We start from the raw sequence: 24,314 nt of genomic DNA on the forward strand, positions 1-24,314 counted from the left end.
TCGATCAGATAGCTGTTACGTTAACAGCAGCCGGACCTTTCTGGCCGTCCTGAATTTCGAACTCAACGTTCTGGCCTTCAGCCAGAGTTTTGAAACCATTGCCCTGGATAGCGGAGAAGTGTACGAACACATCTTTGCTGCCGTCAGCCGGAGTAATGAAGCCAAAACCTTTGGATTCGTTGAACCACTTAACTTGACCTTTAATCTTTGCCATTTGCAAAATTCCTTAGAGTGTTTTCTTTGCCCGTAGGCATAACATAGATAAAACTGAGACATTACTGCTTGAGGCACTAATATAAGGTTCGGCAGAGAAGCGGTATTCAACGTCAACGTGTTTACTCAGGACTTCTTTACTGAAAATGCCACACATAAACAGAACTGTACCTCGTTTAACCCAAAGCCTGTTATCACATACAACGTTAATTATGGCAAGCCATTTTTAAACATGTCTCGATCCGTCGCACAAATTACGAGAACCTTCACAAATTGACAGCACGTTTATGCAACAAAATTGCGAAAGATATATCCTCACGCGCTGACGGACTCCTGACAACGTCACTGCTGAAAAGCCATTTTTCTACCATAGCTCAATAACTTCGCTTCTTCCAGTGCATCAAATCACATTTAAAAGCTGTATTTTTCATATCACTTTTTATGCTGAGTTATGCATAAATTGTCACAATGATAAAAAACACCTTTTAATCAAAATAATAGAAAAGAAAAGCGATTTTCGACACCGCTTTTTGTGATGTTCTGCGTCTTTACAGAATGCCTTAAAATAATGAACAAACAATGACAATCCATAAAGAGAGAGAAACGTTTCGCTTTTAATAGAGAATGAGCGGTATCACAAAAATGCCATATGTCCATTTGTTATACATATAAAACTATGTTGCATATAAAGCCATATATTATGTAAGGTGTTGATGCTGTAGTATCAGTTGCAAACGGCAACGCGGAGAGATCCGACGGGGAAATGGGGCGTATGGCACTGGCGCCATTTGCGCCCCGGTAAGCATTATCGTTCTGCAACCAGACGAATGATGTCCTCATCCTCTTTTGGTTCGCTTGCCGCTGTTGCGGGTTCCGCTTCTTTTTCTGGTTCGTTTGCTTCGCAAAGGCGACGTAACAACGCGTTTTGCCGCTTCTGTTGATCTAATAACGCTTCGAGCAGTTCTATCTGCTCGTTGGCACGGGAACTTGCCCGGTTGACAAAGAACCAGAGCGCCAGCCCCACCACCAGAACCACCATTGATACTATTAAAGATGCAAGAGAAAACGCACCAGAGTTTAAAACGTCGTTCATTTCACCACCTCAATGTAGAGACGTCATTCTACCACTGCTACACGGGAAGGAAATCTCTGGTGTAAAACGTTTACCAGGGAATAAATTTATTGATGGCGCAAATACCGCTGAAAAATTGTACATCCTGATCGCACATGATATTAAACACCTGCGCCCACAGCAACAGGCATACTACCACCACGATGCCGAGAACGACCCATCGAAATTTTTTCACTCCACTCTCCGATCTTACATCTTATGTCGCTAAATTATCATGAGTTACTTAAACCAGGAGTAACTGTAGCGGCATTATATGTTTTTAGGAATGATTCACTTGTTTCAATCAATGTACACGCTACTCTTATTCTAACTAAAAAAGAAAAGAGGTAGTAATGCGTTTGATCATTCGCGCAATTGTATTGTTTGCCCTGGTGTGGATAGGCCTGCTGATGAGCGGCTATGGCGTCCTGGTGGGAAGTAAAGTGAACGCTGCGGGGCTGGGTTTACAGTGCCATTACCTGACCGCACGCGGCACCAGCACGGCGCAATATCTCCATACCAACAGCGGCATTATTGGCTTTTCCGACTGTCCCATTTTCAGAAAAATCGCCACCGTGGTGGATAATGGCTAAGCGGCAATAAATAATTTCACAGTGAAACTATCGCCAATAATTCCCCTATATTGGCTGTTGTTCATAAGTACTGTTAAATAATATTTTAATAACCGTTAAATAAGCCGACAGATATTATCTACTTTTACGATTTCATCCCACCCGATGTTATAAAAAAAGCAGCTACATTTTTCGTAGCTGCTTTTTTTTAACGTCATGCTAATAACGTTGCTTAGAAGGGATAATCGTTGTAACCCATTTGTTCAGAAATTTTACGCGCGGCGGCGTGTAACATAGCCACATATTCCTGTAGGCGTTCTTCTGAAAAACGCAGCGTCGGGAACGAAATGCTTAACCCTGCGATGACTACGCCAAAACGGTCAAATACCGGTACGCCGATACAACGTAACCCTTCTTCCTGTTCTTCGTTATCTTCACCGTAGCCTTGCGCACGCACTTCATCCAACAGCGGCAGCAACGCTTCAGTGCTGGTAATCGTGCGTCCCGTGCTTTGCTTATACTCTACGCCGTCGAGAATCTGCTTAACCTCATCACGGTCGCGCCAGGCCAGAAGCACTTTACCGATGGCCGTACTGTACAGCGGATTACGACGCCCAATACGTGAGTACATCCGCAGATTGTACATAGAGTCAATTTTATGGATATAGACAATGCTGTCTTCATCCAGCGCGCCAAGATGGATAGTTTCTTTTGTCAGACGAGACAGTTCGCGCATCTGAATGTCCGCACTGCGGATGAGATCAACATTTTGCAACGCTCGCGCGCCCAGCTCAAACAGCTTTAGCGTCAGAGAGTATTTTTCAGACTCCCCTTCCTGAGCCACGTAGCCCAGCGTTTTCATGGTTTGCAAAAAGCGATAAACGGTGCTTTTCGACATCATGACGCGCTGCGATAGCTCGGTAATCCCTATTTCACGCTCTTCACCCAGCGCCTGCAGAATGCCGAAAACTTTCAGCACAGAAGATACAGAATCAGGCTGCTTATCCAGATCTGCGTTTGCCATTTATCACCTCATTACGAGCGTTTTATAAAATTCAGAACGAGTTTTTATTATAATTTCACGCCAGGTCGCCCGCAATCCATCTTTGCTTACTTCGTTACAAATCTGCGACATAACAACTCAGTATTAATGCTAACATTATTATTCAGCTCATAATTCCCCTTATTACAAAATACTTATGGAAAAAACACGGGCCGATGGCCTGCCCCTCCCGCAGAGATACGGCGCTATCCTGACGATTATTATCGGTATTTCGATGGCGGTTCTGGATGGCGCAATCGCTAATGTCGCGCTGCCAACCATTGCGACTGATTTACATGCCTCCCCTGCCAGCTCTATCTGGATTGTCAATGCGTACCAAATCGCCATTGTCGTCTCACTGCTTTCCCTGTCTTTTTTAGGCGACATGTTTGGTTATCACCGGATCTATAAATGTGGTTTAGTGGTATTTCTGCTTTCATCATTGTTTTGCGCGCTTTCAGACTCGCTGCAGATGCTGACGCTGGCGCGCATCGCGCAGGGATTTGGCGGCGCGGCGCTAATGAGCGTAAACACGGCGCTGATTCGTCTTATCTACCCCCAGCGTCATCTGGGACGAGGCATGGGAATTAACTCTTTTATCGTCGCAGTCTCTTCCGCCGCGGGTCCGACGATCGCCGCAGCGATTTTGTCCATCTCATCATGGAAATGGCTGTTTCTGATTAATGTCCCGTTAGGTATCATCGCGTTAATTCTGGCCATACGCTTTTTACCAGCAAACATCGCCCATGACACTAAGCCGCGCTTTGACTTACCGAGCGCGGTAATGAATGCGCTCACATTTGGCCTGCTGATTACCGCATTGAGCGGCTTTGCCCAGGGACAGTCGCTAACGTTGATTGGCGCAGAGCTGCTCGTTCTGGTCGTGGTCGGGTTTTTCTTCGTGCGCCGCCAGCTTTCTTTGCCCGTCCCTTTGTTACCCATCGACTTGTTACGCATTCCGCTTTTTTCACTCTCGATCGGCACGTCAATTTGCTCGTTCTGCGCGCAAATGTTAGCCATGGTCTCGCTACCTTTTTATCTGCAAACCGTGCTGGGCCGTAGCGAAGTAGAAACCGGCCTGTTATTGACGCCCTGGCCGCTGGCAACGATGGTGATGGCGCCGCTGGCGGGATACCTGATAGAACGTCTTCATGCCGGTTTGCTGGGGGCGCTGGGAATGGTGATAATGGCAGCCGGGTTGTTTGCGCTGGTCATGTTGCCGGGCTCCCCCTCCGATCTGAATATTATCTGGCCGATGATCCTTTGCGGCGCAGGGTTTGGCCTGTTCCAGTCGCCGAATAATCACACCATTATCACTTCCGCGCCGCGTGAGCGCAGCGGTGGCGCCAGCGGGATGCTGGGCACGGCGCGACTGTTAGGCCAAAGTACTGGCGCCGCGCTGGTAGCGCTGATGTTGAACCAGTTTGGCGATAGCGGTACGCATCTTTCGCTGCTCGCGGCGGCGATCCTGGCGACTCTCGCGGCGGTGGTGAGCGGTTTACGTATTACGCAACCACGCGTTCAGGCGTAAAAAAAGCGCGTCATTCGACGCGCTTTTCATACTTGCCAGTGGGCTTATTATTTCAGGTACTCACCGCTACGCAGCGCTTCAATGCGTTTATCCAGCGGTGGGTGCGTCATAAACAGCTCGCTTAACGATTTCGATTTACCGTTAATACAAAACGCCATCATGCTGGTCGCTTCTTGCGGTTCGTAGCTGGTTTTCAGGCGCTGCAACGCGGCAATCATTTTTTCACGGCCTACCAGCTTCGCCGATCCCGCATCGGCATGAAACTCACGGTAACGGGAGAACCACATGGTGATGATGCTCGCCAGAATACCGAAGACCAGTTCCAGCACCGTCGCAACGGCGAAATAGATTAGCGGATTACCGTTACTTCCTTCGCCTTCATCGCGGTTGCCGCCCAGAAAACCAGCAGCAATTTGCGCGATAATGCGCGAAATAAAGATAACGAAGGTGTTAACCACCCCCTGAATCAACGTCATCGTCACCATATCGCCATTGGCAATATGGCTGATTTCATGCGCAATGACGGCTTCCGCTTCGTCAGGGCTCATGTTTTGCAACAAACCGGTGCTCACAGCGACCAATGAGGCGTCACGGCGTGCGCCCGTCGCAAACGCGTTAATGTCCGGCGCATGGTAGATAGCAACCTGCGGCATGGCGATACCGGCCTGGCGCGCTTGCGTTGCTACGGTGTTCATCAACCAGCGTTCTCTTTCATTGCGAGGCTGTTCAATAACTTCCCCTCCTACGGATTTTAACGCCATCCATTTGGACATCAGCAATGAAATAAAAGAACCGCCAAAACCAAACAGCAGCGCCATGATCAGCAAGCCTTGCACGCTGCTCGACTGTATCCCTGTCAGGCTCAGAACCAGCCCGAAAACGACCATCACGGCCAGGTTCGTCAGCAGGAAGAGCGCGATTCGCATCATAATTTTCTTTTAACCTCAATTTAACAAAGCGCACTATGCGATTACCCACATCGTATGGGTCTTATGGCTATTTTCAAGCATCACCAGGCGGTAAGTCACGAGAAAAACACAACTTTACATTTTGTAGCATTATCCTGACGACTTCTGCGCTTGTTAAAAAAAAACAGGCACAATTTTTTGTGCCTGTTTAGCGTTACTTATTGGCTGCCGCCTGCTCCGCTGGTTTTTCTTTTTCAAGATGCGCCAGGTCCAGAGCAATCTTCACCGTTTCATCAAGGTACGGGTCCGGCTCCTGGTAATCCTTTGGCAGATCGTCCAGTTTCTTCAGCAACGGTTTACCCTCGCGTTTAAACCGATCGTTAATACGCGCCAGACGCAGAGCGTCTTCTTCATTGTTCTCTTTCTCACGCTGCGCATAATTCAGAGAGACGATGTTGCGCTTATCCTTCATGGCATTGAAACGTGCGATATCCTTCATGATGTACTGGAACTCAGGATCTTTGGCGATACGCGCGTTGTGTTCTTTCAATAATTCCGGGCCAAACGGGGCCAAATCGTCCGATTTCACGTATTTCGCCGCATCAATGCTATCCCACGGCAAGGCGTTATCTTCAAATTTTTCTCCGGTTTCCGTCTCTTCATTGCCAGTCGGCATGATGATATCCGGCGTGACCCCTTTACGCTGCGTACTACCGCCGTTGACACGGTAAAACTTCTGAATGGTGTACTGCACCGAACCCAGCGCAGGCCATTCCGGGCGAAGCATCTGATCGTAAATTCGGTTTAGCGAACGATATTGCTGTACCGTCCCTTTACCGAAGGTCGGCTCACCGACAATCAGCGCGCGCCCATAATCCTGCATCGCGGCAGCAAAGATTTCCGATGCCGAGGCACTGAAACGATCTACCAGCACCACCAGCGGGCCTTTGTAGTAGACCACGCCGTCGGTGTCGCTATCCTCACGCACTTTGCCGTTATTGTCGCGCACCTGAACTATCGGACCAGAAGGGATAAACAGACCGGAAAGCGAAACGGCTTCCGTCAGCGCCCCACCGCCGTTTGAACGCAGATCGATAACGATGCTATTAACGTTCTGTTTTTCCAGCTTCTGAAGCTGAACCTTGACATCATCGGTCAAACCGACATAGAAGCCTGGAATATCCAGTACGCCAACTTTTTCCTTGCCGACGGTTTTCACCGACATTTTAACCGCACGATCTTCAAGACGAATCCGTTCACGCGTCAGCGTGATGATACGCGTTTTCGTCCCTTTACCAGCCGGCAGTATTTCCAGTCGGACCTTGCTGCCTTTTGGCCCTTTGATCAGCGCCACCACATCGTCAAGACGCCAGCCAATGACGTCGACCATCGGTTTTCCGGCTTGCCCTACGCCGACGATACGATCGCCGACGCTAATCGACTTGCTCTTCGCTGCCGGGCCGCCGGCAACCAATGAGTTAATGACAGTATAATCGTCATCCATTTGCAGCACCGCGCCGATACCTTCCAGAGACAGGCTCATTTCGGTATTAAACTGCTCGGTATTGCGGGGAGAAAGATAATTCGTATGTGGGTCGATTTCACGCGCAAAAGCGGTCATCGCCAGCGAGAACACATCTTCACTGTTGGTCTGCGCCAGGCGACGAATAGCGAATTTGTAGCGACGCGTCAGCGTTTCGCGAATTTCTTTGTCGCTCTTGCCGGTGAGTTTCAGACTGAGCTCATCGAATTTCACTTTACCATCCCACAGCGCATTTAGCTCAGCCTCATCTTTCGGCCAGGGCGCTTTACTGCGGTCCAGGTTAAACGTATCGTTTCCGGTGAAATCCATTGGCCGTTCCAGCACTTTTAGCGCGTACTGGTAACGTTCAAACCGGCGCTTTTGCGCCAGGTTATAAAGATCGTAAAAAACATCCAGCTTACCCGTGCGCAGCTCATCGCCCAACACGGTTTTCTTTTTCGCAAACTGCTCGACATCGCTCGCCAACAAAACGTTGTGGCTATAGTCGAGAAGATTCAGATAGCGATCAAAAATCTTTGCCGAAAATGCCTCATCCAGATCGAACTGGCGATAGTGGGAGCGGGTAAAACGCGACGTTACGCGCTCACTCACCGTCGCATGTTGCGTCTCTTCCTTTAGTACGGGAATTTGATCGGCACGCGTAATATCTTCCACGGCGAAGGACTGGCCTGCTAATGCAAGCAGGCCAGCTAACGCGGTAAGCCTAAAAAAAGTGTTCATGCCAGGCCTGGCCTCCGTTTCAGAACACCAGGTGTTCTGCGCGTACAATCAAAGACATACCCGAATTCAGCTGTACACGGACACCATCTTTGGTGATTTCTAATACGGTGGCATCCATCGCATTATTACCCGCTTTCACCTTGAGGGACTGCCCTACGGTCAATACTGAAATATCAGAAACCGGCGTGTGCTTCTCTTCGCGAGGCGCACGCGGCGCTTTCGTCGTCGGTTTATCAGCGCGAGGTTTACGTTCAGCGCCTTCTTTACGACGCGCTACCGGGCGAGGTTTACGCTCGCGTCGCGGCGCGTCTTCTTTTTCGCCAGCCGCCGCGGCAGCTTCGCGTTTTTTCGCTTGCTGCTCTGCGCGCTGCGCCTGAACACGGGCTTTGGCTTCTTCAAGCTGCTTACGCGCATGTTCGACATGCTGTTCTTCCAGCTCGCCGCACGGATTGCCATCAAGGTCGACGCGCGTTGCGCCCGGCTTAACGCCGTACAGGTAACGCCAGCTTGAAGTATAAAGACGTAAAGCGGAACGAAGTTGCGTTTTGCTGAGGTTCATTTCGCCCCCAACTCGCTCTACCAGATCCTGAAAAATACCAATTTTCAGCGGGCGAGCTTCGCCTTCCGCACTAAAACAGTGAGGAAAACGCTCGGCCAGAAACGCGATAACTTCTTTACTGCTATTCAACTTAGGTTGATTTTCCATGAAATTTCCTGATTACAACGGACGTAGCCAACAAGCAGCAGGCATGAACAGGCGTCATTATAATGACGCCATCAGTAATTGCTACGTTATCCGTTGATTATCCTGCGACGCTCGCAAAGAATTTTTTGTAATCCGTCGTTGCAAGCACGGTTTCAAGCTGTGCGACCAGCGTACGCAGGCCGTGTTCATCTTCTTCGGTAAAACGGCCAAACGCCGTGCTATCTATATCCAGCACGCCGATAATCCGTTCGCCAACCGTGACAGGCAGCACAATTTCGGCGTTGCTGGCGGCATCACAGGCAATATGGCCGTCAAACGCATGAACATCATCAATACGTTGAACCTTATTCTGCGCTACCGCTGCGCCGCACACGCCGCGACCAACCGGAATCCGCACACAGGCGATTCGCCCCTGAAACGGCCCCAACACCAGCGTATCGCCTTCGAGGAGATAAAATCCTGCCCAGTTCACCTCGGTAAGACGTTCGAACAGTAGCGCGCTGGTATTCGCCAGCGTGGCCAGAAAGCTGGTTTCACCTGCCATTAACGACTGAAAATCGCGGTTTAACGCCGCGTATAGTTCTGTTTTGCTCATTATATAATCACTTCGTGGTCTTACTCCTAAACACAGGCTATTAAAATAAGCATTAAATGCGTTCTTGCTCAAGATTATTCCTGTCATGAGTTAAGATTACATTATTCTAACACTTTGATTCACGATACATGGCTCTGAACACCTCACACGTCACGCCAACAAAAAAGCTAACGATCAGGTCAATTAGCGAAGCGCTGCCGCGCAGCCACTACCAGCGCTGCCCTGAATGCGACATGCTGTTCAGCTTGCCGGAGATGAGCGCTCATCAAAGCGCTTATTGTCCTCGTTGCCAGGCCAAAATTCGCGATGGGCGCGACTGGTCGCTGACGCGGCTGACCGCGATGGCGGTAACCATGCTGCTATTGATGCCGTTTGCCTGGAGCGAACCGTTACTCCATATCTACCTGTTGGGCGTACGCATTGATGCCAATGTGATGCACGGCATCTGGCAAATGACGCAGCAGGGCGATCCGTTAACCGCCGCAATGGTGCTCTTTTGCGTGGTTGGCGCGCCGCTTATTCTGGTTTTTTCAATTGCTTATCTGTGGTTTGGCAGCCTTCTCGGCATGAATCTGCGTCCAGTCCTGCTGATGCTGGAAAAACTGAAAGAGTGGGTGATGCTGGACATCTATCTGGTCGGTATTGGCGTTGCCTCTATCAAAGTGCAGGACTATGCCTTTCTGCAGCCGGGCATCGGGCTTTTAGCGTTCGTTTCGTTGGTGGTTCTTAGCATTCTGACTATGATTCATCTGAATGTGGAGCAACTATGGGAACGATTTTATCCGCAGCGCCCTGCTCAACGTGCGGACGAAAGATTGCGCGTCTGTCTTGGCTGCCACTTTAGCGGCTATCCGGATGCGAAAGGACGCTGCCCGCGTTGTCATATTCCGCTACGGTTACGCAGAAAACAGAGCATACAGAAGTGTTGGGCGGCCTTGCTGGCGTCTATTGTCTTTTTGCTGCCGGCAAACCTGCTGCCTATCTCGGTAATCTACATTAATGGCGGGCGTCAGGAAGATACTATCCTGTCGGGCATTATGTCGCTTGCCAGCAGCAATATCGCCGTCGCCGCCGTCGTTTTTATCGCCAGTATTTTGGTGCCGTTTACCAAAGTCATCGTGATGTTTACGCTACTATTGAGTATCCATTTTAAATGCGAACAGGGACTGCGGACGCGAATTCTGTTGCTGCGTCTGGTGACATGGATAGGCCGCTGGTCGATGCTGGATCTTTTCGTTATCTCGTTAACCATGTCTCTGATTAATCGCGATCAGATTCTGGCTTTTACTATGGGACCGGCTGCGTTTTATTTCGGCGCAGCGGTAATTTTGACTATTCTTGCAGTGGAATGGCTGGATAGCCGCTTACTTTGGGATGCACATGAGTCAGGAAACGCCCGCTTCGAAGACTGAAGCGCAAATTAAAACCAAACGCCGTATTTCACCTTTCTGGCTGCTACCGCTTATCGCGCTAATGATCGCAGGGTGGCTAGTATGGGATAGCTACCAGGATCGCGGCAATAGCGTGACTATCGATTTTATGTCGGCGGATGGTATCGTACCAGGCCGGACTCCCGTGCGTTATCAGGGAGTAGAAGTCGGCACCGTGGAAGATGTCAGTCTGAGCAAAGATCTGCGCAAAATTGAAGTTCGCGTCAGTATCAAATCAGATATGGAAGATGCGTTGCGCGAAGAGACGCAATTCTGGCTGGTGACGCCCAAAGCCTCGCTGGCGGGCGTTTCCGGCCTGGATGCGTTGGTCGGCGGGAATTACATCGGTATGATGCCAGGTAAAGGCAAGCCCAGAGATCATTTCGTCGCCCTGGATACACAGCCTAAATACCGGCTTAGCAACGGCGATCTGATGATTCATCTCAATGCGCCGGATCTCGGCTCGCTTAATAGCGGTTCACTGGTCTATTTCCGTAAAATCCCTGTCGGACGGGTGTATGACTATTCGATTAACCCTAACAAACAGGGCGTGACGATTGACGTTCTGATTGAGCGACGGTTTACCGATCTGGTGAAAAAAGGCAGCCGTTTCTGGAATGTCTCCGGCATTGACGCCGATCTAAGCCTGAGCGGCGCGAAGGTGAAACTGGAGAGCCTCGCGGCCCTGGTCAATGGTGCGATTGCGTTTGATTCGCCGGACAATTCCAAACCCGCCGCCCAGGATGACACGTTCGGCTTATATAAAGATTTAGCCCACAGCCAACGAGGGGTAATCGTTAAACTTGAGCTGCCCAGCGGAGACGGTCTGAAGGCGGAATCTACGCCGCTCATGTACCAGGGACTGGAGGTGGGTGAGCTTTCTAAACTGACGCTCAACCCTGGCGGTAAAGTCACCGGAGAGATGACCGTCGATCCCAGCGTTGTTCCGCTGATGCGGGAAAATACGCGCATTGAGTTACGCAATCCCAAACTGTCGCTGAGCGACGCGAATATCAGTTCGTTGTTAACCGGAAAAACCTTCGAACTGGTGCCGGGCGACGGCGAACCGCGCAGTGAATTTGTGGTGGTGCCGGGTGAAAAAGCCCTGCTGCATGAGGCGAATGCCTTAACCCTGACGCTGACGGCCCCGGAAAGTTACGGCATCGAACCGGGCCAGCCGTTAATTTTACATGGTGTAAAAATTGGCCAGGTCATTGAGCGCAACTTATCCAGTAAAGGCGTGTCATTCACCGTCGCGATTGAACCGCAGCACCGGGATTTGGTACAGGGCGACAGTAAATTCGTGGTCAACAGCCGGGTGGATGTCAAAGTCGGCCTTGACGGCGTAGAGTTCCTTGGCGCCAGCGCCAGCGAGTGGATTGACGGCGGAATTCGTATTTTACCCGGTACGAGCGGGAAGATGAAATCCACCTACCCGCTCTATGCTAACCTGGAAAAAGCGCTGGAAAATAGTCTCAGTGACTTACCGACTACCACCTTAACGCTGACGGCCGAAACGTTGCCGGATGTCCAGGCAGGTTCCGTCGTGCTGTATCGAAAATTTGAAGTAGGCGAAGTCATCACCGTTCGCCCACGCGCCAATACCTTTGACATCGACCTGCATATTAAGCCGGAGTATCGCCACCTGTTAACCAGCAATAGCGTGTTCTGGGCGGAAGGCGGCGCGAAGGTGCAACTTAACGGCAGCGGCCTAACGGTACAGGCCTCGCCACTCTCCCGCGCACTGAAAGGGGCCATTAGTTTTGATAACCTGAGCGGCGCCAGCGCCAGTAGGCGCAAAGGCGATAAACGCATTCTTTATGCTTCAGAAACTTCCGCCCGCGCGGTAGGCGGACAAATTACGCTGCACGCGTTCGACGCCGGAAAATTGGCGGAAGGGATGCCAATTCGTTACCTCGGTATTGATATCGGCCAGATCCAGACGCTGGAATTGATCACCGCACGTAATGAAGTGCAGGCAAAAGCCGTACTTTATCCGGAGTACGTACAGACATTTGCCCGCGCCGGGACACGTTTTTCCGTTATTACGCCACAAATTTCCGCGGCAGGCGTCGAGCATCTGGATACGATTCTCCAGCCCTATATTAACGTTGAGCCAGGACGCGGCGCGGCACGGCGCGACTTTGAACTGCAGGAAGCCACGATTACCGACTCACGCTATCTGGATGGGTTAAGCATCGTCGTGGAGGCGCCAGAAGCAGGCTCGCTTAATATTGGCACCCCCGTCCTGTTCCGCGGTATCGAAGTGGGAACCGTCACCGGAATGTCCCTGGGGTCGCTCTCCGATCGCGTGATGATCACCTTGCGTATCAGTAAGCGTTACCAATATCTGGTGCGTAATAACTCCGTATTCTGGCTCGCCTCCGGCTATAGTCTCGACTTTGGTCTGACAGGCGGCGTGGTGAAAACGGGGACATTTAATCAGTTCATCCGTGGCGGTATCGCCTTCGCTACTCCACCAGGTACGCCGCTGGCGCCAAAAGCGCAAGCCGGTAAGCATTTCCTGTTACAAGAGAGCGAACCGAAAGAGTGGCGTGAATGGGGCACCGCTCTGCCACGTTAAACACCAGGCTCCGGCGTACTCGCGCCGGAGCGTTTTATGCTACACTGCGCGCCTGTTTTTTTGCCGGCGATACACCTGTGGCTCAACACGCTGTCTATTTTCCTGACGCTTTTCTGACGCAAATGCGTGAAGCAATGCCTTCCACGCTCTCTTTTGATGAATTTATTTCGGCCTGCCAACGCCCGTTGCGCCGCAGTATACGCATCAATACGCTTAAAATATCCGTGGCTGATTTCCTTGCCCTAATCGCGCCCTACGGCTGGTCGCTCACGCCAATTCCGTGGTGTCATGAAGGATTCTGGATCGAGCGCGATGATGAAGAGGCATTGCCGCTTGGCAGTACCGCTGAGCATTTAAGCGGCCTGTTTTACATTCAGGAGGCCAGTTCGATGCTGCCGGTCGCGGCCCTGTTCGCCGATGATAATCATCCGCAGCGGGTCATGGATATGGCAGCGGCGCCTGGCTCCAAAACCACGCAGATCGCTGCCCGCATGGGGAACCGCGGCGCCATTCTGGCCAACGAATTTTCGGCCAGCCGCGTCAAAGTTCTGCACGCTAATATCAGCCGATGTGGAATCGCCAATACCGCACTGACGCATTTCGATGGCCGCGTATTTGGCGCTGCGTTACCGGAGATGTTTGACGCTATCCTGCTGGATGCGCCCTGCTCTGGCGAAGGCGTAGTACGTAAAGATCCTGATGCGCTAAAAAACTGGTCGCCAGAAAGCAATCTGGATATCGCGGCGACACAGCGGGAACTGCTCGACAGCGCTTTTCATGCTTTACGACCCGGCGGCACGCTGGTCTACTCCACCTGCACGTTAAATCGCCAGGAAAACGAAGCGGTCTGCCTCTGGCTGAAAGAGACCTACGCCGGCGCCGTTGAATTTTTGCCGCTGGGTGATCTGTTTCCTGACGCTGACCGCGCCCTCACCCCGGAAGGCTTCCTGCACGTCTTCCCGCAAATTTACGACTGCGAAGGATTCTTTGTCGCACGTCTGCGTAAAATGTCATCCCTTCCAGCCATGCCCGCGCCGGGGTATAAAGTGGGGACGTTTCCTTTTACCCCCCTCAAAGGCCGCGAAGCATTACACGTTAGCCAGGCGGCCAACGCCGTCGGACTGCTATGGGATGAAAATCTCCATCTTTGGCAGCGTGAAAAAGAGGTCTGGCTGTTCCCGGCAGAAATTGAATCACTGATCGGAAAAGTCCGTTTTTCCCGGCTCGGCATTAAGCTGGCCGAAAGTCATAATAAAGGCTATCGCTGGCAACATGAGGCGACGATAGCCCTTGCCTGCCCGACTCATGCTCACGCGTTCGAACTTTCTGCGCAAGAGGCGGAGGAGTGGTATCGCGGTCGGGATATTTATCCGCAAACACCTCCTGCCGCTGATGATGTCCTGGTGACGTTCCAGCATCAGCCGCTTGGTCTGGCAAAACGTATCGGCTCAAGAATAAAGAACAGTTACCCGCGTGAACTGGTACGTGATGGCAAACTCTTTACTGGTAATAGTTAAAAGGCGCACAAAAAAACCGCACTTTTTGACTGGCGCTTTTGCGTACGTTGACTACGCTGAAAAATGGACGGCTAAACTGGTCGTACCACAATTAGCGTATTAACGGAGAGCACGATGATGAAAACCAGTGTGCGCATTGGCGCTTTTGAAATCGACGATGCCGAATTACATGGCGAATCGCCGGGGGAGCGAACGTTAACTATCCCCTGTAAATCCGATCCGGATTTATGTATGCAACTGGATGCCTGGGATGCCGAAACCAGCGTTCCCGCCATTCTCAACGGGGAACATTCCGTTTTGTTCCGTAATCATTACGATCCTAAATCTGATGCCTGGGTTATGCGTCTTGCCTGACTCAAAAAGAACCCGTCGCCAGGCGGGTTATTTATTCTTCCTTTTCTCATTTCCCCCCTGCGCTAACCTCTCCTACACTATCGTGTAAAGTAGTTAACATTGAGGATGTAATGTTCGCGCTGGTACTTTTTGTATGTTACCTGGATGGAGGATGCGAGGATATTGTCGTGGACATCTACGATACCGAGCAGCAGTGTCTTTATTCGATGGACGATCAACGGATTCGCCATGGCGGCTGTTTTCCGGTAGAGGATTTTATCGACGGCTTCTGGCGACCTGCGCAGCAATATAGCGATTTTTAACCCTGGTCGCTGATACCGCTATTGTATCCGCGCTAACGTCAATTGCCCGCCAAATACCGCGCCCGTATCAATATAGTGTACGTTGGCAAAATCCATGCGCCGACGCAACGGCGTATGGCCAAACCAAAAATGATCGGCTCCGCTAATCCCGCCGCGCTTATTTATGAGCCGTTCGCGGCTCCAGAGAACCTGATGTAAGTCGACCTTTTTTTGCCATTGATAGGTTGATGCTGGGTAATCAGCATGAGCGATCACATGCGTGCTATGGCGGCAGCGAACTTCCAGTATCCAGGGCAGCCGCTGACAAAGAATAAAAAGCGCTTCAGCTTGCGCAGCGTGTTCAGCCGTCAGGCGGGTAAACCAGTCGCCACCATTCATCAACCACAGCGTCGACTGCGATGAGGCCCGCGCATCCAGCGCCATTTGTTCATGATTGCCGCGAACCGCCGTCATCCAGGACTCACGCAGTAAAGCCAGGCAACCCAGGCTGTCCGGGCCTCTATCAATGATATCGCCCACAGAAACTAACAGGTCTTGTTGCGGATCAAATCGACACTCACGTAACCTTTTCATTAACATTGAAAAACAGCCGTGAATATCGCCGACCACCCAGACATGCCGCCAATTCTTTGCCTCTATTCGCTGATAAATATCTTCAGGCCGCATCATGTTTTTCCTGTCGTTCATTACCCAGGACAGATATAAAAAGATAGCGTATGCAGATTTTTTTTGCTTAGTAAACGTGCTCTGTTGTAAATAGCGAATTTCATCAGTAGTGAGTAAATGCTTTGTTATCACCGCAATAAAATATAACTGGCTGCGCCAGGGAACGTTATCCCCTGGCGCAGCGAGCTACTCACTATCACCTGTTCGCGTTCAATATTCTCCCTCCTTAAAAGCATGCCAAAAACATAAACCACATATCGACACCACAGGCTTCAGCACACTCTTTAGCTGAGTGAGATGCAAGGCAAACCAGCGCCAATGCAGGTGTTGTTACTGTGGCGACCATCACCCCCACAAACAGGAGCAGCATAATTTTTTTTAAAGGCGGCATAACCTCTCCTGACAGTTAACAGACCATTAATCCTTATCGAGACATCATCCGTGCGCGGGTATCATAGACTTAACAACACGCAGCGTTACAAAAAAAGCTGTCTGGTTATGCCGGTATTTAGAGTAATAACAATTATTTTAAGTTTTAAGGGTATCCATTTGATTTTTATATTAAAATAAAGATGACGACGTTTTGTTAAAAGCGTCGCCATAAAAATGAATATATACTTTCAGAAAATCTGCTATTAATTCATATGGTTAATAGCGGTATTGTGTTTGCTATCTTCAGGAGGCATTCTGAAGATGCTTATTCGCGATATTTTCTATAGTTAACTGAAATTGTTGTGGCGTCGGCATCGTCCCCTTATTAAACAGCGGCGCAACCTCTTTCATAACGATTTTCTCAGCATACGCTTTAAAAGACACCTGCTGATTATGATTTATAAACATATGCGGATATTTAATGCTCGCTGCAGCAATGAGGGGGACGACAAAAGGATTCGCCCCTGCCCCACCTGGAGTAAATACGCCGTTTTTTATCTCCCCAGGTAGCCCCGCATTCTGCGCAGCCTCTCCTATCTCTTTTAGAAAGGGGGTAATACTGACCCCTTTACTGATGAGTAATTTACAACAGTGATCTTTATTATTACTGTACACGGCTGATAACATGGCTTCGCATGTCTGACGAGCATAGGCCGGATCTTTACTCGCATTACCTTTGATATCCAGGCTATTGAGCTTTTGCAGCATAAAATCTTTAACAGTTTTACTGGTTAATACTGCCCTACCCTCAGAGGCGCTCCCACGATGAAAATGGCTAGTCGGTATGTCTGTTTGCAGATGCAGGCTCAAGCGATCTGACAGACTCGTCGACAGGCTGATAAAGCTATTTCTAACGGCAGTAATACTTTTTGCAAAAACGTCCTTATCCGTTGTTTTTTCTTTTACTGGTTCAACGTCACTTCTATGGATTCTGTAGTGCTGGGTGGATAGTGTTATGTTAGTCACGGTAGTTCTCCTTTTGGGTACCTATGCATAGCTACACTTTATTTATATTTCTTGCTTTCAAAAAATAGCCACCTTCGCCACAACCATTTTTATTCATTGATCTGTATAAATTTTATTTTCCTGATGAATTTTGTTCTTCTGTCACTTAGCCTGTTTTTTTTCGGCGCAAGGAGATCGACTTTTATCGAGGAACATTTTTATCGGGACAATCCTGAACAGGCAAAACATCACTTCAATTCAACTGCTGCGTCACGCAAAAACATTCATGAATATTATTATTTATGCTGATGTTGTTACGATTTTGCCCCCATTCAAACGCTGACTGTCAGTTATCCTGCCAGCGAGTTAGCTGCTTTTTCAAAACCTATAAAGTCTCCACGCCAAACCTCTCCACCACTGTAATCCTTATCTAAATATCAATTAATTAACTGATTTTTATATATTATGACTTTTCATGGCGTTCAGAAAAACTACAAATGAAATGGATTGACTCATCTATTAGTGGTCAAAAAAACGCGCTACGAGAAATAATCAGTAACAATTGCAACACTATTCCAATCATAACGTAAACTATATGATACCAGGAGATTATTATTGCTTTTAGGTAACATCTTTGTATGGCTGCTTTTAAGCAACAATACTCTAACACAACATATAACATTATAACTTACAATAGGTTAACAAATGGAATTACAGCTTATGCTTAACCACTTTTTCGAGCGCGTCAGAAAGGATGCAAATTTCAACGCATTTCTAATCGATCTGGAATATAATAATATCGCTTATTACATCTATTTTGTTGCTACCGGTAATGTGAAAATTATCACTCATGCAGGCCACTTCATTTCTATTAAAAGCAATAGAAAGCTGATTAAAGTCAATTCAACACCGAATACGCAATTAATAAAATTGACTTCAGCCAAACACTTTTCGGGGGAGCATTCCTATGAAAAATACTGTACCGATCTGGCAACAGCAGGCGTTTTTAAATGGATTGTGGAATTAAACCAAAAAACTCGACAATACTGGTCGAAAGACAACCAATTATTATATATAGAAAATGTGGTCATGCCGCTTTAACAAGCCAGGGTAATAATAGCGTCAGTCGTGACATCCGGCGTGTTGCGACTGCGGGTTATCCATTTGAGACCATGATGAGAGTCTGACTACGAGAGTTACCCTGTGCAGTCCGACCGACGCAGCAACGTTTGACACGATGCTCGACAACAGCATCTCCTGATGCAGGAGAAAGGATATTCAAAGCGATATCGACTAAAAGCTCAAAATATTTGCCTGCTATTTATATTCTATCTAATTAATACCCTCCAGGAAGTGTGGCATAATTGCAGAATCTGTCAGGATTCCGGGAGCATACCGGAGCGTAATCGAAAAAACATCTGGAGATGTATGAGCAAGGATGAAATCAGTTATCAAATTCTTTACCGGTACTCTCTGGAAAAACTATACAGTACTCTTACCAGAAGAGTAGATAACGTGCTGTCATTCGCCCTCGTTTTTCTCGGGGTCGGCGTCACCATAAACGTCGGGAGTCCCTTTATTCTGGGGCCAGGCATTGTGGGTATCGCCATACTAAAAAGAGTACTCCGCTTCGGCACGCGCTCAACACAGGCCGACCGGCAGTCCCGCGCCTGGCTGAAACTTTTTAATACTCAGCACCGCTTTCCTTCAGATAAAACACTGTTCCTTGCCTTCACATCGCTTGAGAAAGACGCGAGCGAAGTATGGTCCATGCTTATTGGTCCTGCCATCGTCATGACTGAGACCGCCCTCGGAAAAACGCCCATTGAGCCATTGACGGCGGGTGAAAAACTCTGCGCATTTTTGAGTGGCGCGACGAAATCCCAGCCAGCAGATCGCAATTGACCTGTCTTCTAAACGCCTGCGCCATACCACAGAGATTTAGTATAAAATTAATTAATGGAGTACTAACGCTGTCAGCAGGTTTCTCTGAGTGAAAGATTCGTATTATACGCACAGCCCAGTTTACAGTTTATATAACAGCGCAATATGTTTTTGTATCCGCACCATGCCGCCTACAAGCGGCTGTCTGAGTACCTCTAGCCGTGCCAGGGGGTATTAGCACAAATGTGAGCTGACATATCTATGGCACAGCGCCAAACCTAATCTGACTGTCCGCCCTGTGCCAGAAGCGGACGCTGATCATGGTGTGTACAGGCCACCAGTACGATATATTATAAAGCCACCAGATTGCAGCTTTCATAAAGCTATGGGTATTCAAATGCAGCAAAGCTATAAACCGGGCTTAATTAAATAATGCCTTTGCGAACCTACTTTAGGAAAGTCCGGTAGCGACATTTGAAGTATATAACCCTGTTTTTCATAAAAAGGGAGAGCCTGGAAGCTAAAGGTATCTACAAGTCCATGAACACAGCCTTTCCGCAAACCTTCTTTTTCGGCCATCTCCATAAGTTGACTCCCCAGACCGCGGCTCCTTGCAGATTCACTTACCCAAAGATAGTCGATGCAAAGCCACGGACCTTTTCTGTCAGCAATTAATCCGCCTACCATTTCGCCGCTTTCGTTTCTGCAGTAGACCCCAAGCTGCCCATTTTTACTAAAATCGACGAACTGAGCATTGTAGCTTCTTAATCCGGCTAATAGTTCTTCTTTATCAAATTCAGTAACTTGATGTGTAATTTGAATGTCCATACATATCCAATTGAACAAGTTTGCATTTGGAATATAACGTTATAAATAAGTTAATTAAATGTATCAATAGAAAGTTTATTTTTACTCCTGCGGGACAGGTCACGTCCGCTACTCGCTTAAAGCAAACTGTCAGTTGGAGTCTGAGCTGGTACAATTAACGTGCCACTGGTTAGAAATCAGTAATACGATTTTATCAGGCTGATGCTCTGGCCTGTCAGGATTTGAGGTATCCACCCGGTTTACCAGCCCACTGTATTTGGCACCAGTGGAACCCACTTCCCGATCCAGGATATCCAGTACCCACCACCGAACCTTTTTCCCCAAAAGATATGAGCAACCTCAAGCGCCTTGTCTGGATGATGACCACGGTATGAAGTTTGATAACGCGTGGAATCAGGGCGTTTGGTACGCTCTCCGTTCAGCAACTGGACGCCCTTCTCCCCAGCCTTTCAGCGTTGAAGATTTGCCAGCGCTGGGTGAAGAGTGTAGGCGAATTATGAAAATCACTTCTGCCGTTTATACTTCGAAAAAGACGTTATCAGAAAGGTGGTTCGCAAGCGCGGAGTTATTAAACCTTTACTTAACGAAATACGGTTTAAGTTGCTTGAATTGCAGCAGAAAGAAAACGACGGCTTGCTGATGCTGGACAAATTAAGCGAGCATGGCATCAATGGACTGATACGCCGTCAATAAAAGGAAGGGTGCATGGACGATCCCGTCACATCACCAATCACAACAGAAGAGCACAAAACAACATTTCACAGCGTAAAGGATAAAACACGATGCCATTTTCAATCAAAAACATATGTTCAGGTCCACAAGGACACTACCCAGAAATCTCCAGACCTATACAGAACAAGCCAGTACCGAGGAATTGCACACTGATCTCAACAACATGCAAAATACAGGAGTATACAGTATTCAGCAGATGTTCCTGCAGTTTTGAAATGCGACCACCCGGTACAGAAGAAAGAACCCCACGACTAAAACTCTCAGCAACAGAGCTCTCATGGCTATCTAAAACAATAGAAACAGAGATGCGCAACACAAAAGAATGAGCCTGTCAGTAATTCTGTGTAACTGCCCAGTTATTAAAGGTGATCGCTCAGGCGGTCACCGAACTCGATAATAAAACGGCTCATCGCCAGCCGCCAGTTCTGGATCGGCCTACTCCATTTTTTTGATGCATCCTTGATTGCCAGATAAATAACTTTTCGTACTGAGTCATCCGTTGGGAACACCTTGCGTTTCTTAATCGTGGCACGGATCACGCAGTTCAGGGATTCGATTGCGTTTGTCGTATAGATGGCCTTGCGGATATCCGGCGGATAACTGAAGAGCGTATTGAGGTTTTCCCGGTGCGCACGCCAGCTTTTGCTGATTTGCGGATATTTATCGTCCCGGACTTTCGCGAACGCATCCATCGCCATCAGTACCGCATCTTCGGCCGGGCCTGAGGCCGCTGGTGGCGGCTTTGTAGTCTTTCCAGGCTACGTATTTCAGGCTGTTACGCACCATATGGATAATGCATAGCTGGATATGGGTTTGCGGGAAGACGCTGTTTATCGCATCCGGGCAGCCCTTCAGACCATCCACACAGGCAATCAGGATGTCCTTAACATCAGGAAGAAGCAGGTCTTCATAGCGGGTGGTGTACCGGGGCGAAAGCATTTCTCGCTTCATAGCCCACTGTTGCGGCATCCCCTGCCCGGCGAAGTACAACGTCCCCCATTCGCCTGGCGCGGTGAATATCATGTTCAGTTAAGGCGCTAGATAGCTACCCAGCATCTCCTCCACAAGAGGTCGCAGGCCATCCAAAAATGTCTTTTTCGCGCTCTCCATCGCTCTTGCTCCGATAGTGCGCTCTGCATCGGTATTACCGACAAGCCCAAACGGTCTCAGCTCTGTGTCAGACAGCATCCGGTACGTTTCCTCATAATCCGATATTTGCTTTTCACGAAGCGCGTTAACGCGTTCCGGCGCTTTGCGCTCCAGCACGCTGTGTAACGGCCCCCACTGCAGTATCCACTCCCTGAGCTCGCTTTTTTCAGCGGCTTTCACCTGAAGCTCCGCAGCCTGAAGGTCTGAAACCGTCACGCCGGATACGCCAAAGAAACGCATTTCTGCCGTCACGCTGGTCAGCCCGAGTGCTTTCTTCAGCTTATTCTGATACGCCAGATAGACTTCAACATCATCGGCCAAGGCCAGCGTTCCGGCCTTTTCCCGGGCAATCTGTTCCAGTTTTTCCAGACGGAACATCTCACGCCCCGTGGCAACCAGCGCCGCGAGATTGTTATCGTATTGCCCTTTTTCTGCATCATGTACCAGTTGTACGTTCTTCATCTGGTGCAGAGCAAGTGTGACCCGATCCTGGCAGCTTGCTGTTGCCTCTGTTGCCATGGCAAAGGTTTTTGCTCTCAGCGCCTCATCTTCAGCCAGTTGTACCAGCCAGGACGATATCTGTGCCTTAAACCCCGCGTCCTTCATGAAGTTTTCCGTCTCACTCAGTCTGTCCAGGAAGAGGCTGAAGGCAGCAGCGTTATCTTCCTGTCCGAACATATGCCATCTGTCTGCAGGAGCCGGTTCGCCCTCCCGGGCAGGCACCAGCCAGCCAGCGGCCGCCAGGTGCAGTGCCCGGGCTTCCCGGGGGGCTGAGGCTCCCGCCATATCGAATAGTATCCTGGGGCCTGAATAGCCAGGCGCGCTGGTGATATTCTGCAGCGCCTGCAGAGTGCGTTCAGACAGAGGATTGCCATACAGATTTACGATTGCCTCTGAAGACAGACCCGTGATGCTTTCCGGCAGGCGGGTCAGTTGGTTATTGCGGGCATACAACCGTTGTAGGCCTGACGGCAGCGCCGGCAGGCGGGTCAACTGTGGGTTAGCATCAACCGACAGCGTCTGTAGCCCTTCCGGCAACGGCGGCAGGCGGGCCAGTTGTGGATTGCGATCGAGCGTCAGCAACTCCAGTCCTGCCGGCAACAACGGCAGGCTGGTCAGTTGATTATCTGATACCGACAGCACCTGTAGTCCTGCCGGCAACGGCGGCAGGCTGGTCAGTTGGTTACCTGCTACTAACAGCCTCTGTAGTCCTGCCGGCAACGGCGGCAGGCTGGTCAGTTGATTACCTGCTACCGACAGCATCTGTAGTCCTGCCGGCAACGGCGGCAGGCTGGTCAGTTGGTTACGTGCTACCAACAGCATCTGTAGTCCTGCCGGCAACGGCGGCAGGCTGGTCAGTTGGTTACCTGCTACCGACAGCGTCTGTAGTCCTGCCGACAACGGCGGCAGGCTGGTCAGTTGGTTACCTGATACCGTCAGCACCACCAGTCCTGCCGGCAATGGCGGCAGGCTGGTCAGTTGGTTATCTTCGACAGTAAGCACCTCCAGTCCTGACGGCAACGGCGGCAGGCTGGTCAGTTGGTTATCTTCGACAGTAAGCACCTCCAGTCCTGACGGCAGCGTCGGCAGGCTAGTCAGATAATTATTATGAGGAATAACCAATGTTGTTATATGCGCTGGTAAACAGTCTGGTAAGGCGGTAAGGCCTGACTCTCCCACATTAAGCTCTCGACTGCCGTTATTCAGGCAGGTACATATTCTCTGTACCGTCGCAGCACGACCGCGTAACTCTTCTGCTGGCGCAGCCCCCTTCCATTCTGACCAGACAGCATCATACTCTGCTGGTGTCTGTGGAGCCGCCGGAGCCGGAAGGGGGGATACCTGGAGTGTCCCGGATGCCCCTTCCGCATGTTCTGTACATTCCTCTCCCTGTTCTATGTCCATGGTGAAGCGATATGTTTCATTGTGCCCCTGGCAATTCACGGTATAGTTCCCGGCGTCATCAAGGGTGACCGACAATATCTCCTGGTTGTCTGCATCCAGGATACAGAAGTGGCTTTCCCCGTGGCGGCCGGAGTGAATGCTTTCCTCGTATCCGGCATACACGAGCATCCTGAGCTGTTCAAATCTGCTGACTACATCCTCCCGCGTCGTTCCGACCGAAGGGTGGCAAATCGTCCAGATACATTCCTGCGCTTCAGTCTGGTGCGTTGAGCAGAAAAACTCCTTAATTTTTTCCCATAAGCTCATTTCAGGCGGGGTTGCAGATTGGGCTATACAGTTAATACGAAGATTAGTAATTGTGGCGGGAAGACATCCGCTTCCAACATGCAAGGGCATAATAAAAAACCTTTATAAATTTACACATAATGTCTGTCTGGCGGACATCCTCTTTCCCTGGTCTTAATTTCACAATAAGGTTATCGACGGATTCATGGTCGTCCTGCCATGGCGGGCTTCAGTAGGTGCAGAAGAAAAATCCGTTATGATGACCGGATAGCGGGACTGTCATTTTACAGCTAAAGGTGTCGATTTTTTCAGGGGCGCTTTCTACGATGACCAGATCATCCGACATAAGCGCCCGGGCGT

25 protein-coding genes and 2 pseudogenes are annotated in these 24,314 nt (G+C 49.6%); 11 read left to right on the forward strand and 16 right to left on the reverse strand.

The window, feature by feature from the left end; translation table 11 throughout:
* Nucleotides 1-4 precede the first annotated feature (4 nt).
* The 4 genes from cspE to mgrB form a co-directional block, all read right to left on the reverse strand.
* Nucleotides 5-214, reverse strand: coding sequence for a transcription antiterminator/RNA stability regulator CspE (gene cspE / locus NBA72_RS10305; protein ID WP_001062678.1), 210 nt, complete (start codon nt 212-214; stop codon nt 5-7).
* Nucleotides 215-226: 12 nt separating this feature from the next.
* A complete protein-coding gene (locus NBA72_RS10310; RefSeq protein ID WP_001537930.1) occupies nt 227-370 on the reverse strand; it encodes a DUF2627 domain-containing protein in 144 nt (47 codons plus the stop codon).
* Nucleotides 371-1,018: 648 nt separating this feature from the next.
* Nucleotides 1,019-1,306, reverse strand: a complete 288-nt coding sequence (locus NBA72_RS10315; RefSeq protein ID WP_001000660.1) for a YebO family protein — start codon at nt 1,304-1,306, stop codon at nt 1,019-1,021.
* Nucleotides 1,307-1,376: 70 nt separating this feature from the next.
* Nucleotides 1,377-1,520, reverse strand: a complete 144-nt coding sequence (gene mgrB, locus NBA72_RS10320) for a PhoP/PhoQ regulator MgrB (protein WP_000714547.1) — start codon at nt 1,518-1,520, stop codon at nt 1,377-1,379.
* A 157-nt stretch (nt 1,521-1,677) separates the two neighbouring features.
* On the opposite strand from mgrB, the gene yobH reads away from it, so the two are divergent.
* Nucleotides 1,678-1,917, forward strand: coding sequence for an invasion protein YobH (gene yobH, locus NBA72_RS10325; protein WP_001236780.1), 240 nt, complete (start codon nt 1,678-1,680; stop codon nt 1,915-1,917).
* A 211-nt stretch (nt 1,918-2,128) separates the two neighbouring features.
* Here the strand turns inward: yobH and kdgR are convergent, their stop codons facing one another.
* Nucleotides 2,129-2,920, reverse strand: a complete 792-nt coding sequence (gene kdgR, locus NBA72_RS10330) for a DNA-binding transcriptional regulator KdgR (protein WP_001262195.1) — start codon at nt 2,918-2,920, stop codon at nt 2,129-2,131.
* A 175-nt stretch (nt 2,921-3,095) separates the two neighbouring features.
* Here kdgR and NBA72_RS10335 point away from each other — a divergent pair, with 175 nt between their 5' ends.
* On the forward strand, nt 3,096-4,469 hold the full coding sequence (locus NBA72_RS10335; RefSeq protein WP_000416129.1) for an MFS transporter: 1,374 nt from the start codon (nt 3,096-3,098) through the stop codon (nt 4,467-4,469).
* Between the two features lie 47 nt (nt 4,470-4,516).
* On the opposite strand, the gene htpX is transcribed toward NBA72_RS10335, so the two are convergent.
* The 4 genes from htpX to NBA72_RS10355 all read right to left on the reverse strand — a co-directional run bounded on the left by htpX (nt 4,517) and on the right by NBA72_RS10355 (nt 8,941).
* On the reverse strand, nt 4,517-5,398 hold the full coding sequence (htpX, locus tag NBA72_RS10340; RefSeq protein ID WP_000984498.1) for a protease HtpX: 882 nt from the start codon (nt 5,396-5,398) through the stop codon (nt 4,517-4,519).
* A gap of 193 nt (nt 5,399-5,591) precedes the next feature.
* A complete protein-coding gene (gene prc / locus NBA72_RS10345) occupies nt 5,592-7,640 on the reverse strand; it encodes a carboxy terminal-processing peptidase (RefSeq protein ID WP_001091237.1) in 2,049 nt (682 codons plus the stop codon).
* Between the two features lie 19 nt (nt 7,641-7,659).
* Nucleotides 7,660-8,346, reverse strand: coding sequence for an RNA chaperone ProQ (proQ, locus tag NBA72_RS10350; protein ID WP_000431401.1), 687 nt, complete (start codon nt 8,344-8,346; stop codon nt 7,660-7,662).
* A gap of 97 nt (nt 8,347-8,443) precedes the next feature.
* Nucleotides 8,444-8,941 (reverse strand): GAF domain-containing protein, encoded by a 498-nt coding sequence (locus NBA72_RS10355; RefSeq protein ID WP_001518229.1) that lies wholly within the window; start codon nt 8,939-8,941, stop codon nt 8,444-8,446.
* 128 nt (nt 8,942-9,069) lie between these two features.
* On the opposite strand from NBA72_RS10355, the gene yebS reads away from it, so the two are divergent.
* The 5 genes from yebS to NBA72_RS10380 all read left to right on the forward strand — a co-directional run bounded on the left by yebS (nt 9,070) and on the right by NBA72_RS10380 (nt 15,128).
* Entirely contained in the window at nt 9,070-10,353 is a 1,284-nt protein-coding gene (gene yebS, locus NBA72_RS10360) for a membrane integrity lipid transport subunit YebS (protein ID WP_001207293.1), read from the forward strand.
* The gene (locus NBA72_RS10365) at nt 10,322-12,955 is read left to right on the forward strand and encodes a PqiB family protein (RefSeq protein ID WP_001529852.1); all 2,634 of its coding nucleotides are present in this window, start codon (nt 10,322-10,324) and stop codon (nt 12,953-12,955) included. The genes yebS and NBA72_RS10365 overlap by 32 nt, the downstream gene beginning before the upstream one ends.
* A 77-nt stretch (nt 12,956-13,032) precedes the next feature.
* Nucleotides 13,033-14,472, forward strand: a complete 1,440-nt coding sequence (gene rsmF, locus NBA72_RS10370) for a 16S rRNA (cytosine(1407)-C(5))-methyltransferase RsmF (RefSeq protein WP_042949712.1) — start codon at nt 13,033-13,035, stop codon at nt 14,470-14,472.
* Nucleotides 14,473-14,589: 117 nt separating this feature from the next.
* Nucleotides 14,590-14,826, forward strand: coding sequence for a YebV family protein (locus tag NBA72_RS10375; RefSeq protein ID WP_024131167.1), 237 nt, complete (start codon nt 14,590-14,592; stop codon nt 14,824-14,826).
* Between the two features lie 110 nt (nt 14,827-14,936).
* Nucleotides 14,937-15,128 (forward strand): YebW family protein, encoded by a 192-nt coding sequence (locus tag NBA72_RS10380; protein WP_000457838.1) that lies wholly within the window; start codon nt 14,937-14,939, stop codon nt 15,126-15,128.
* A gap of 18 nt (nt 15,129-15,146) precedes the next feature.
* Here the strand turns inward: NBA72_RS10380 and pphA are convergent, their stop codons facing one another.
* The 3 genes from pphA to sopE2 form a co-directional block, all read right to left on the reverse strand.
* Complete coding sequence (pphA, locus tag NBA72_RS10385) at nt 15,147-15,797, reverse strand: protein-serine/threonine phosphatase (RefSeq protein ID WP_042949698.1); 651 nt, start codon at nt 15,795-15,797, stop codon at nt 15,147-15,149.
* A gap of 223 nt (nt 15,798-16,020) precedes the next feature.
* Nucleotides 16,021-16,185: a hypothetical protein gene (locus tag NBA72_RS10390; protein ID WP_001134853.1), complete on the reverse strand. Its 165-nt coding sequence runs from the start codon at nt 16,183-16,185 to the stop codon at nt 16,021-16,023.
* Between the two features lie 284 nt (nt 16,186-16,469).
* A complete protein-coding gene (sopE2, locus tag NBA72_RS10395; RefSeq protein ID WP_042949699.1) occupies nt 16,470-17,192 on the reverse strand; it encodes an SPI-1 type III secretion system guanine nucleotide exchange factor SopE2 in 723 nt (240 codons plus the stop codon).
* Between the two features lie 684 nt (nt 17,193-17,876).
* Between sopE2 and NBA72_RS10400 the strand changes: the two genes are divergently transcribed.
* Nucleotides 17,877-18,272, forward strand: coding sequence for a DUF1398 domain-containing protein (locus tag NBA72_RS10400; RefSeq protein WP_000422887.1), 396 nt, complete (start codon nt 17,877-17,879; stop codon nt 18,270-18,272).
* A 327-nt stretch (nt 18,273-18,599) separates the two neighbouring features.
* The gene (locus NBA72_RS10405) at nt 18,600-19,076 is read left to right on the forward strand and encodes a hypothetical protein (protein ID WP_042949700.1); all 477 of its coding nucleotides are present in this window, start codon (nt 18,600-18,602) and stop codon (nt 19,074-19,076) included.
* A gap of 387 nt (nt 19,077-19,463) precedes the next feature.
* On the opposite strand, the gene NBA72_RS10410 is transcribed toward NBA72_RS10405, so the two are convergent.
* Nucleotides 19,464-19,883, reverse strand: a complete 420-nt coding sequence (locus NBA72_RS10410) for a GNAT family N-acetyltransferase (RefSeq protein ID WP_000354405.1) — start codon at nt 19,881-19,883, stop codon at nt 19,464-19,466.
* A 370-nt stretch (nt 19,884-20,253) separates the two neighbouring features.
* Here NBA72_RS10410 and NBA72_RS10415 point away from each other — a divergent pair, with 370 nt between their 5' ends.
* Together NBA72_RS10415 and NBA72_RS10420 are read left to right on the forward strand one after the other, a co-directional pair.
* Nucleotides 20,254-20,523 carry a hypothetical protein gene (locus NBA72_RS10415; RefSeq protein ID WP_011233024.1) on the forward strand — a complete coding sequence of 90 codons (270 nt, stop codon included), beginning with the start codon at nt 20,254-20,256 and terminating at the stop codon, nt 20,521-20,523.
* A 165-nt stretch (nt 20,524-20,688) separates the two neighbouring features.
* The gene (locus tag NBA72_RS10420) at nt 20,689-20,829 is read left to right on the forward strand and encodes a hypothetical protein (protein ID WP_001576018.1); all 141 of its coding nucleotides are present in this window, start codon (nt 20,689-20,691) and stop codon (nt 20,827-20,829) included.
* 145 nt (nt 20,830-20,974) lie between these two features.
* On the opposite strand, the pseudogene NBA72_RS10425 reads toward NBA72_RS10420, so the two are convergent.
* The 3 genes and pseudogenes from NBA72_RS10425 to sspH3 form a co-directional block, all read right to left on the reverse strand.
* Nucleotides 20,975-21,503, reverse strand: a pseudogene (locus NBA72_RS10425) (transposase); the annotation flags it as partial.
* A gap of 9 nt (nt 21,504-21,512) precedes the next feature.
* Nucleotides 21,513-21,611, reverse strand: a pseudogene (locus tag NBA72_RS10430) (DUF4113 domain-containing protein); the annotation flags it as partial.
* Between the two features lie 33 nt (nt 21,612-21,644).
* Nucleotides 21,645-24,065 (reverse strand): type III secretion system effector SspH3, encoded by a 2,421-nt coding sequence (gene sspH3 / locus NBA72_RS10435; protein ID WP_042949701.1) that lies wholly within the window; start codon nt 24,063-24,065, stop codon nt 21,645-21,647.
* Nucleotides 24,066-24,314 lie beyond the last annotated feature (249 nt).

The sequence above is a fragment of the Salmonella sp. NW1250 genome, assembly GCF_051812965.1.
GTDB lineage: Bacteria > Pseudomonadota > Gammaproteobacteria > Enterobacterales > Enterobacteriaceae > Salmonella > Salmonella enterica.

Excerpts from the sequence above, each read along its gene's own strand:
- NBA72_RS10355 (WP_001518229.1), bottom strand. The coding sequence starts at position 8,941 with ATGAGCAAAACAGAACTATACGCGGCGTTAAACCGCGATTTTCAGTCG.
- NBA72_RS10375 (WP_024131167.1), top strand. The coding sequence starts at position 14,590 with ATGAAAACCAGTGTGCGCATTGGCGCTTTTGAAATCGACGATGCCGAA.
- NBA72_RS10380 (WP_000457838.1), top strand. The coding sequence starts at position 14,937 with ATGTTCGCGCTGGTACTTTTTGTATGTTACCTGGATGGAGGATGCGAG.
- NBA72_RS10365 (WP_001529852.1), top strand. The coding sequence starts at position 10,322 with ATGAGTCAGGAAACGCCCGCTTCGAAGACTGAAGCGCAAATTAAAACC.
- cspE (WP_001062678.1), bottom strand. The coding sequence starts at position 214 with ATGGCAAAGATTAAAGGTCAAGTTAAGTGGTTCAACGAATCCAAAGGT.
- NBA72_RS10390 (WP_001134853.1), bottom strand. The coding sequence starts at position 16,185 with ATGCCGCCTTTAAAAAAAATTATGCTGCTCCTGTTTGTGGGGGTGATG.
- prc (WP_001091237.1), bottom strand. The coding sequence starts at position 7,640 with ATGAACACTTTTTTTAGGCTTACCGCGTTAGCTGGCCTGCTTGCATTA.
- NBA72_RS10400 (WP_000422887.1), top strand. The coding sequence starts at position 17,877 with ATGGAATTACAGCTTATGCTTAACCACTTTTTCGAGCGCGTCAGAAAG.
- proQ (WP_000431401.1), bottom strand. The coding sequence starts at position 8,346 with ATGGAAAATCAACCTAAGTTGAATAGCAGTAAAGAAGTTATCGCGTTT.
- NBA72_RS10420 (WP_001576018.1), top strand. The coding sequence starts at position 20,689 with ATGTTCAGGTCCACAAGGACACTACCCAGAAATCTCCAGACCTATACA.
- NBA72_RS10310 (WP_001537930.1), bottom strand. The coding sequence starts at position 370 with ATGTGTGGCATTTTCAGTAAAGAAGTCCTGAGTAAACACGTTGACGTT.
- yobH (WP_001236780.1), top strand. The coding sequence starts at position 1,678 with ATGCGTTTGATCATTCGCGCAATTGTATTGTTTGCCCTGGTGTGGATA.
- kdgR (WP_001262195.1), bottom strand. The coding sequence starts at position 2,920 with ATGGCAAACGCAGATCTGGATAAGCAGCCTGATTCTGTATCTTCTGTG.
- sspH3 (WP_042949701.1), bottom strand. The coding sequence starts at position 24,065 with ATGCCCTTGCATGTTGGAAGCGGATGTCTTCCCGCCACAATTACTAAT.
- NBA72_RS10405 (WP_042949700.1), top strand. The coding sequence starts at position 18,600 with ATGAGCAAGGATGAAATCAGTTATCAAATTCTTTACCGGTACTCTCTG.
- NBA72_RS10335 (WP_000416129.1), top strand. The coding sequence starts at position 3,096 with ATGGAAAAAACACGGGCCGATGGCCTGCCCCTCCCGCAGAGATACGGC.
- htpX (WP_000984498.1), bottom strand. The coding sequence starts at position 5,398 with ATGATGCGAATCGCGCTCTTCCTGCTGACGAACCTGGCCGTGATGGTC.
- NBA72_RS10315 (WP_001000660.1), bottom strand. The coding sequence starts at position 1,306 with ATGAACGACGTTTTAAACTCTGGTGCGTTTTCTCTTGCATCTTTAATA.
- NBA72_RS10410 (WP_000354405.1), bottom strand. The coding sequence starts at position 19,883 with ATGGACATTCAAATTACACATCAAGTTACTGAATTTGATAAAGAAGAA.
- pphA (WP_042949698.1), bottom strand. The coding sequence starts at position 15,797 with ATGATGCGGCCTGAAGATATTTATCAGCGAATAGAGGCAAAGAATTGG.
- NBA72_RS10415 (WP_011233024.1), top strand. The coding sequence starts at position 20,254 with ATGAAGTTTGATAACGCGTGGAATCAGGGCGTTTGGTACGCTCTCCGT.
- yebS (WP_001207293.1), top strand. The coding sequence starts at position 9,070 with ATGGCTCTGAACACCTCACACGTCACGCCAACAAAAAAGCTAACGATC.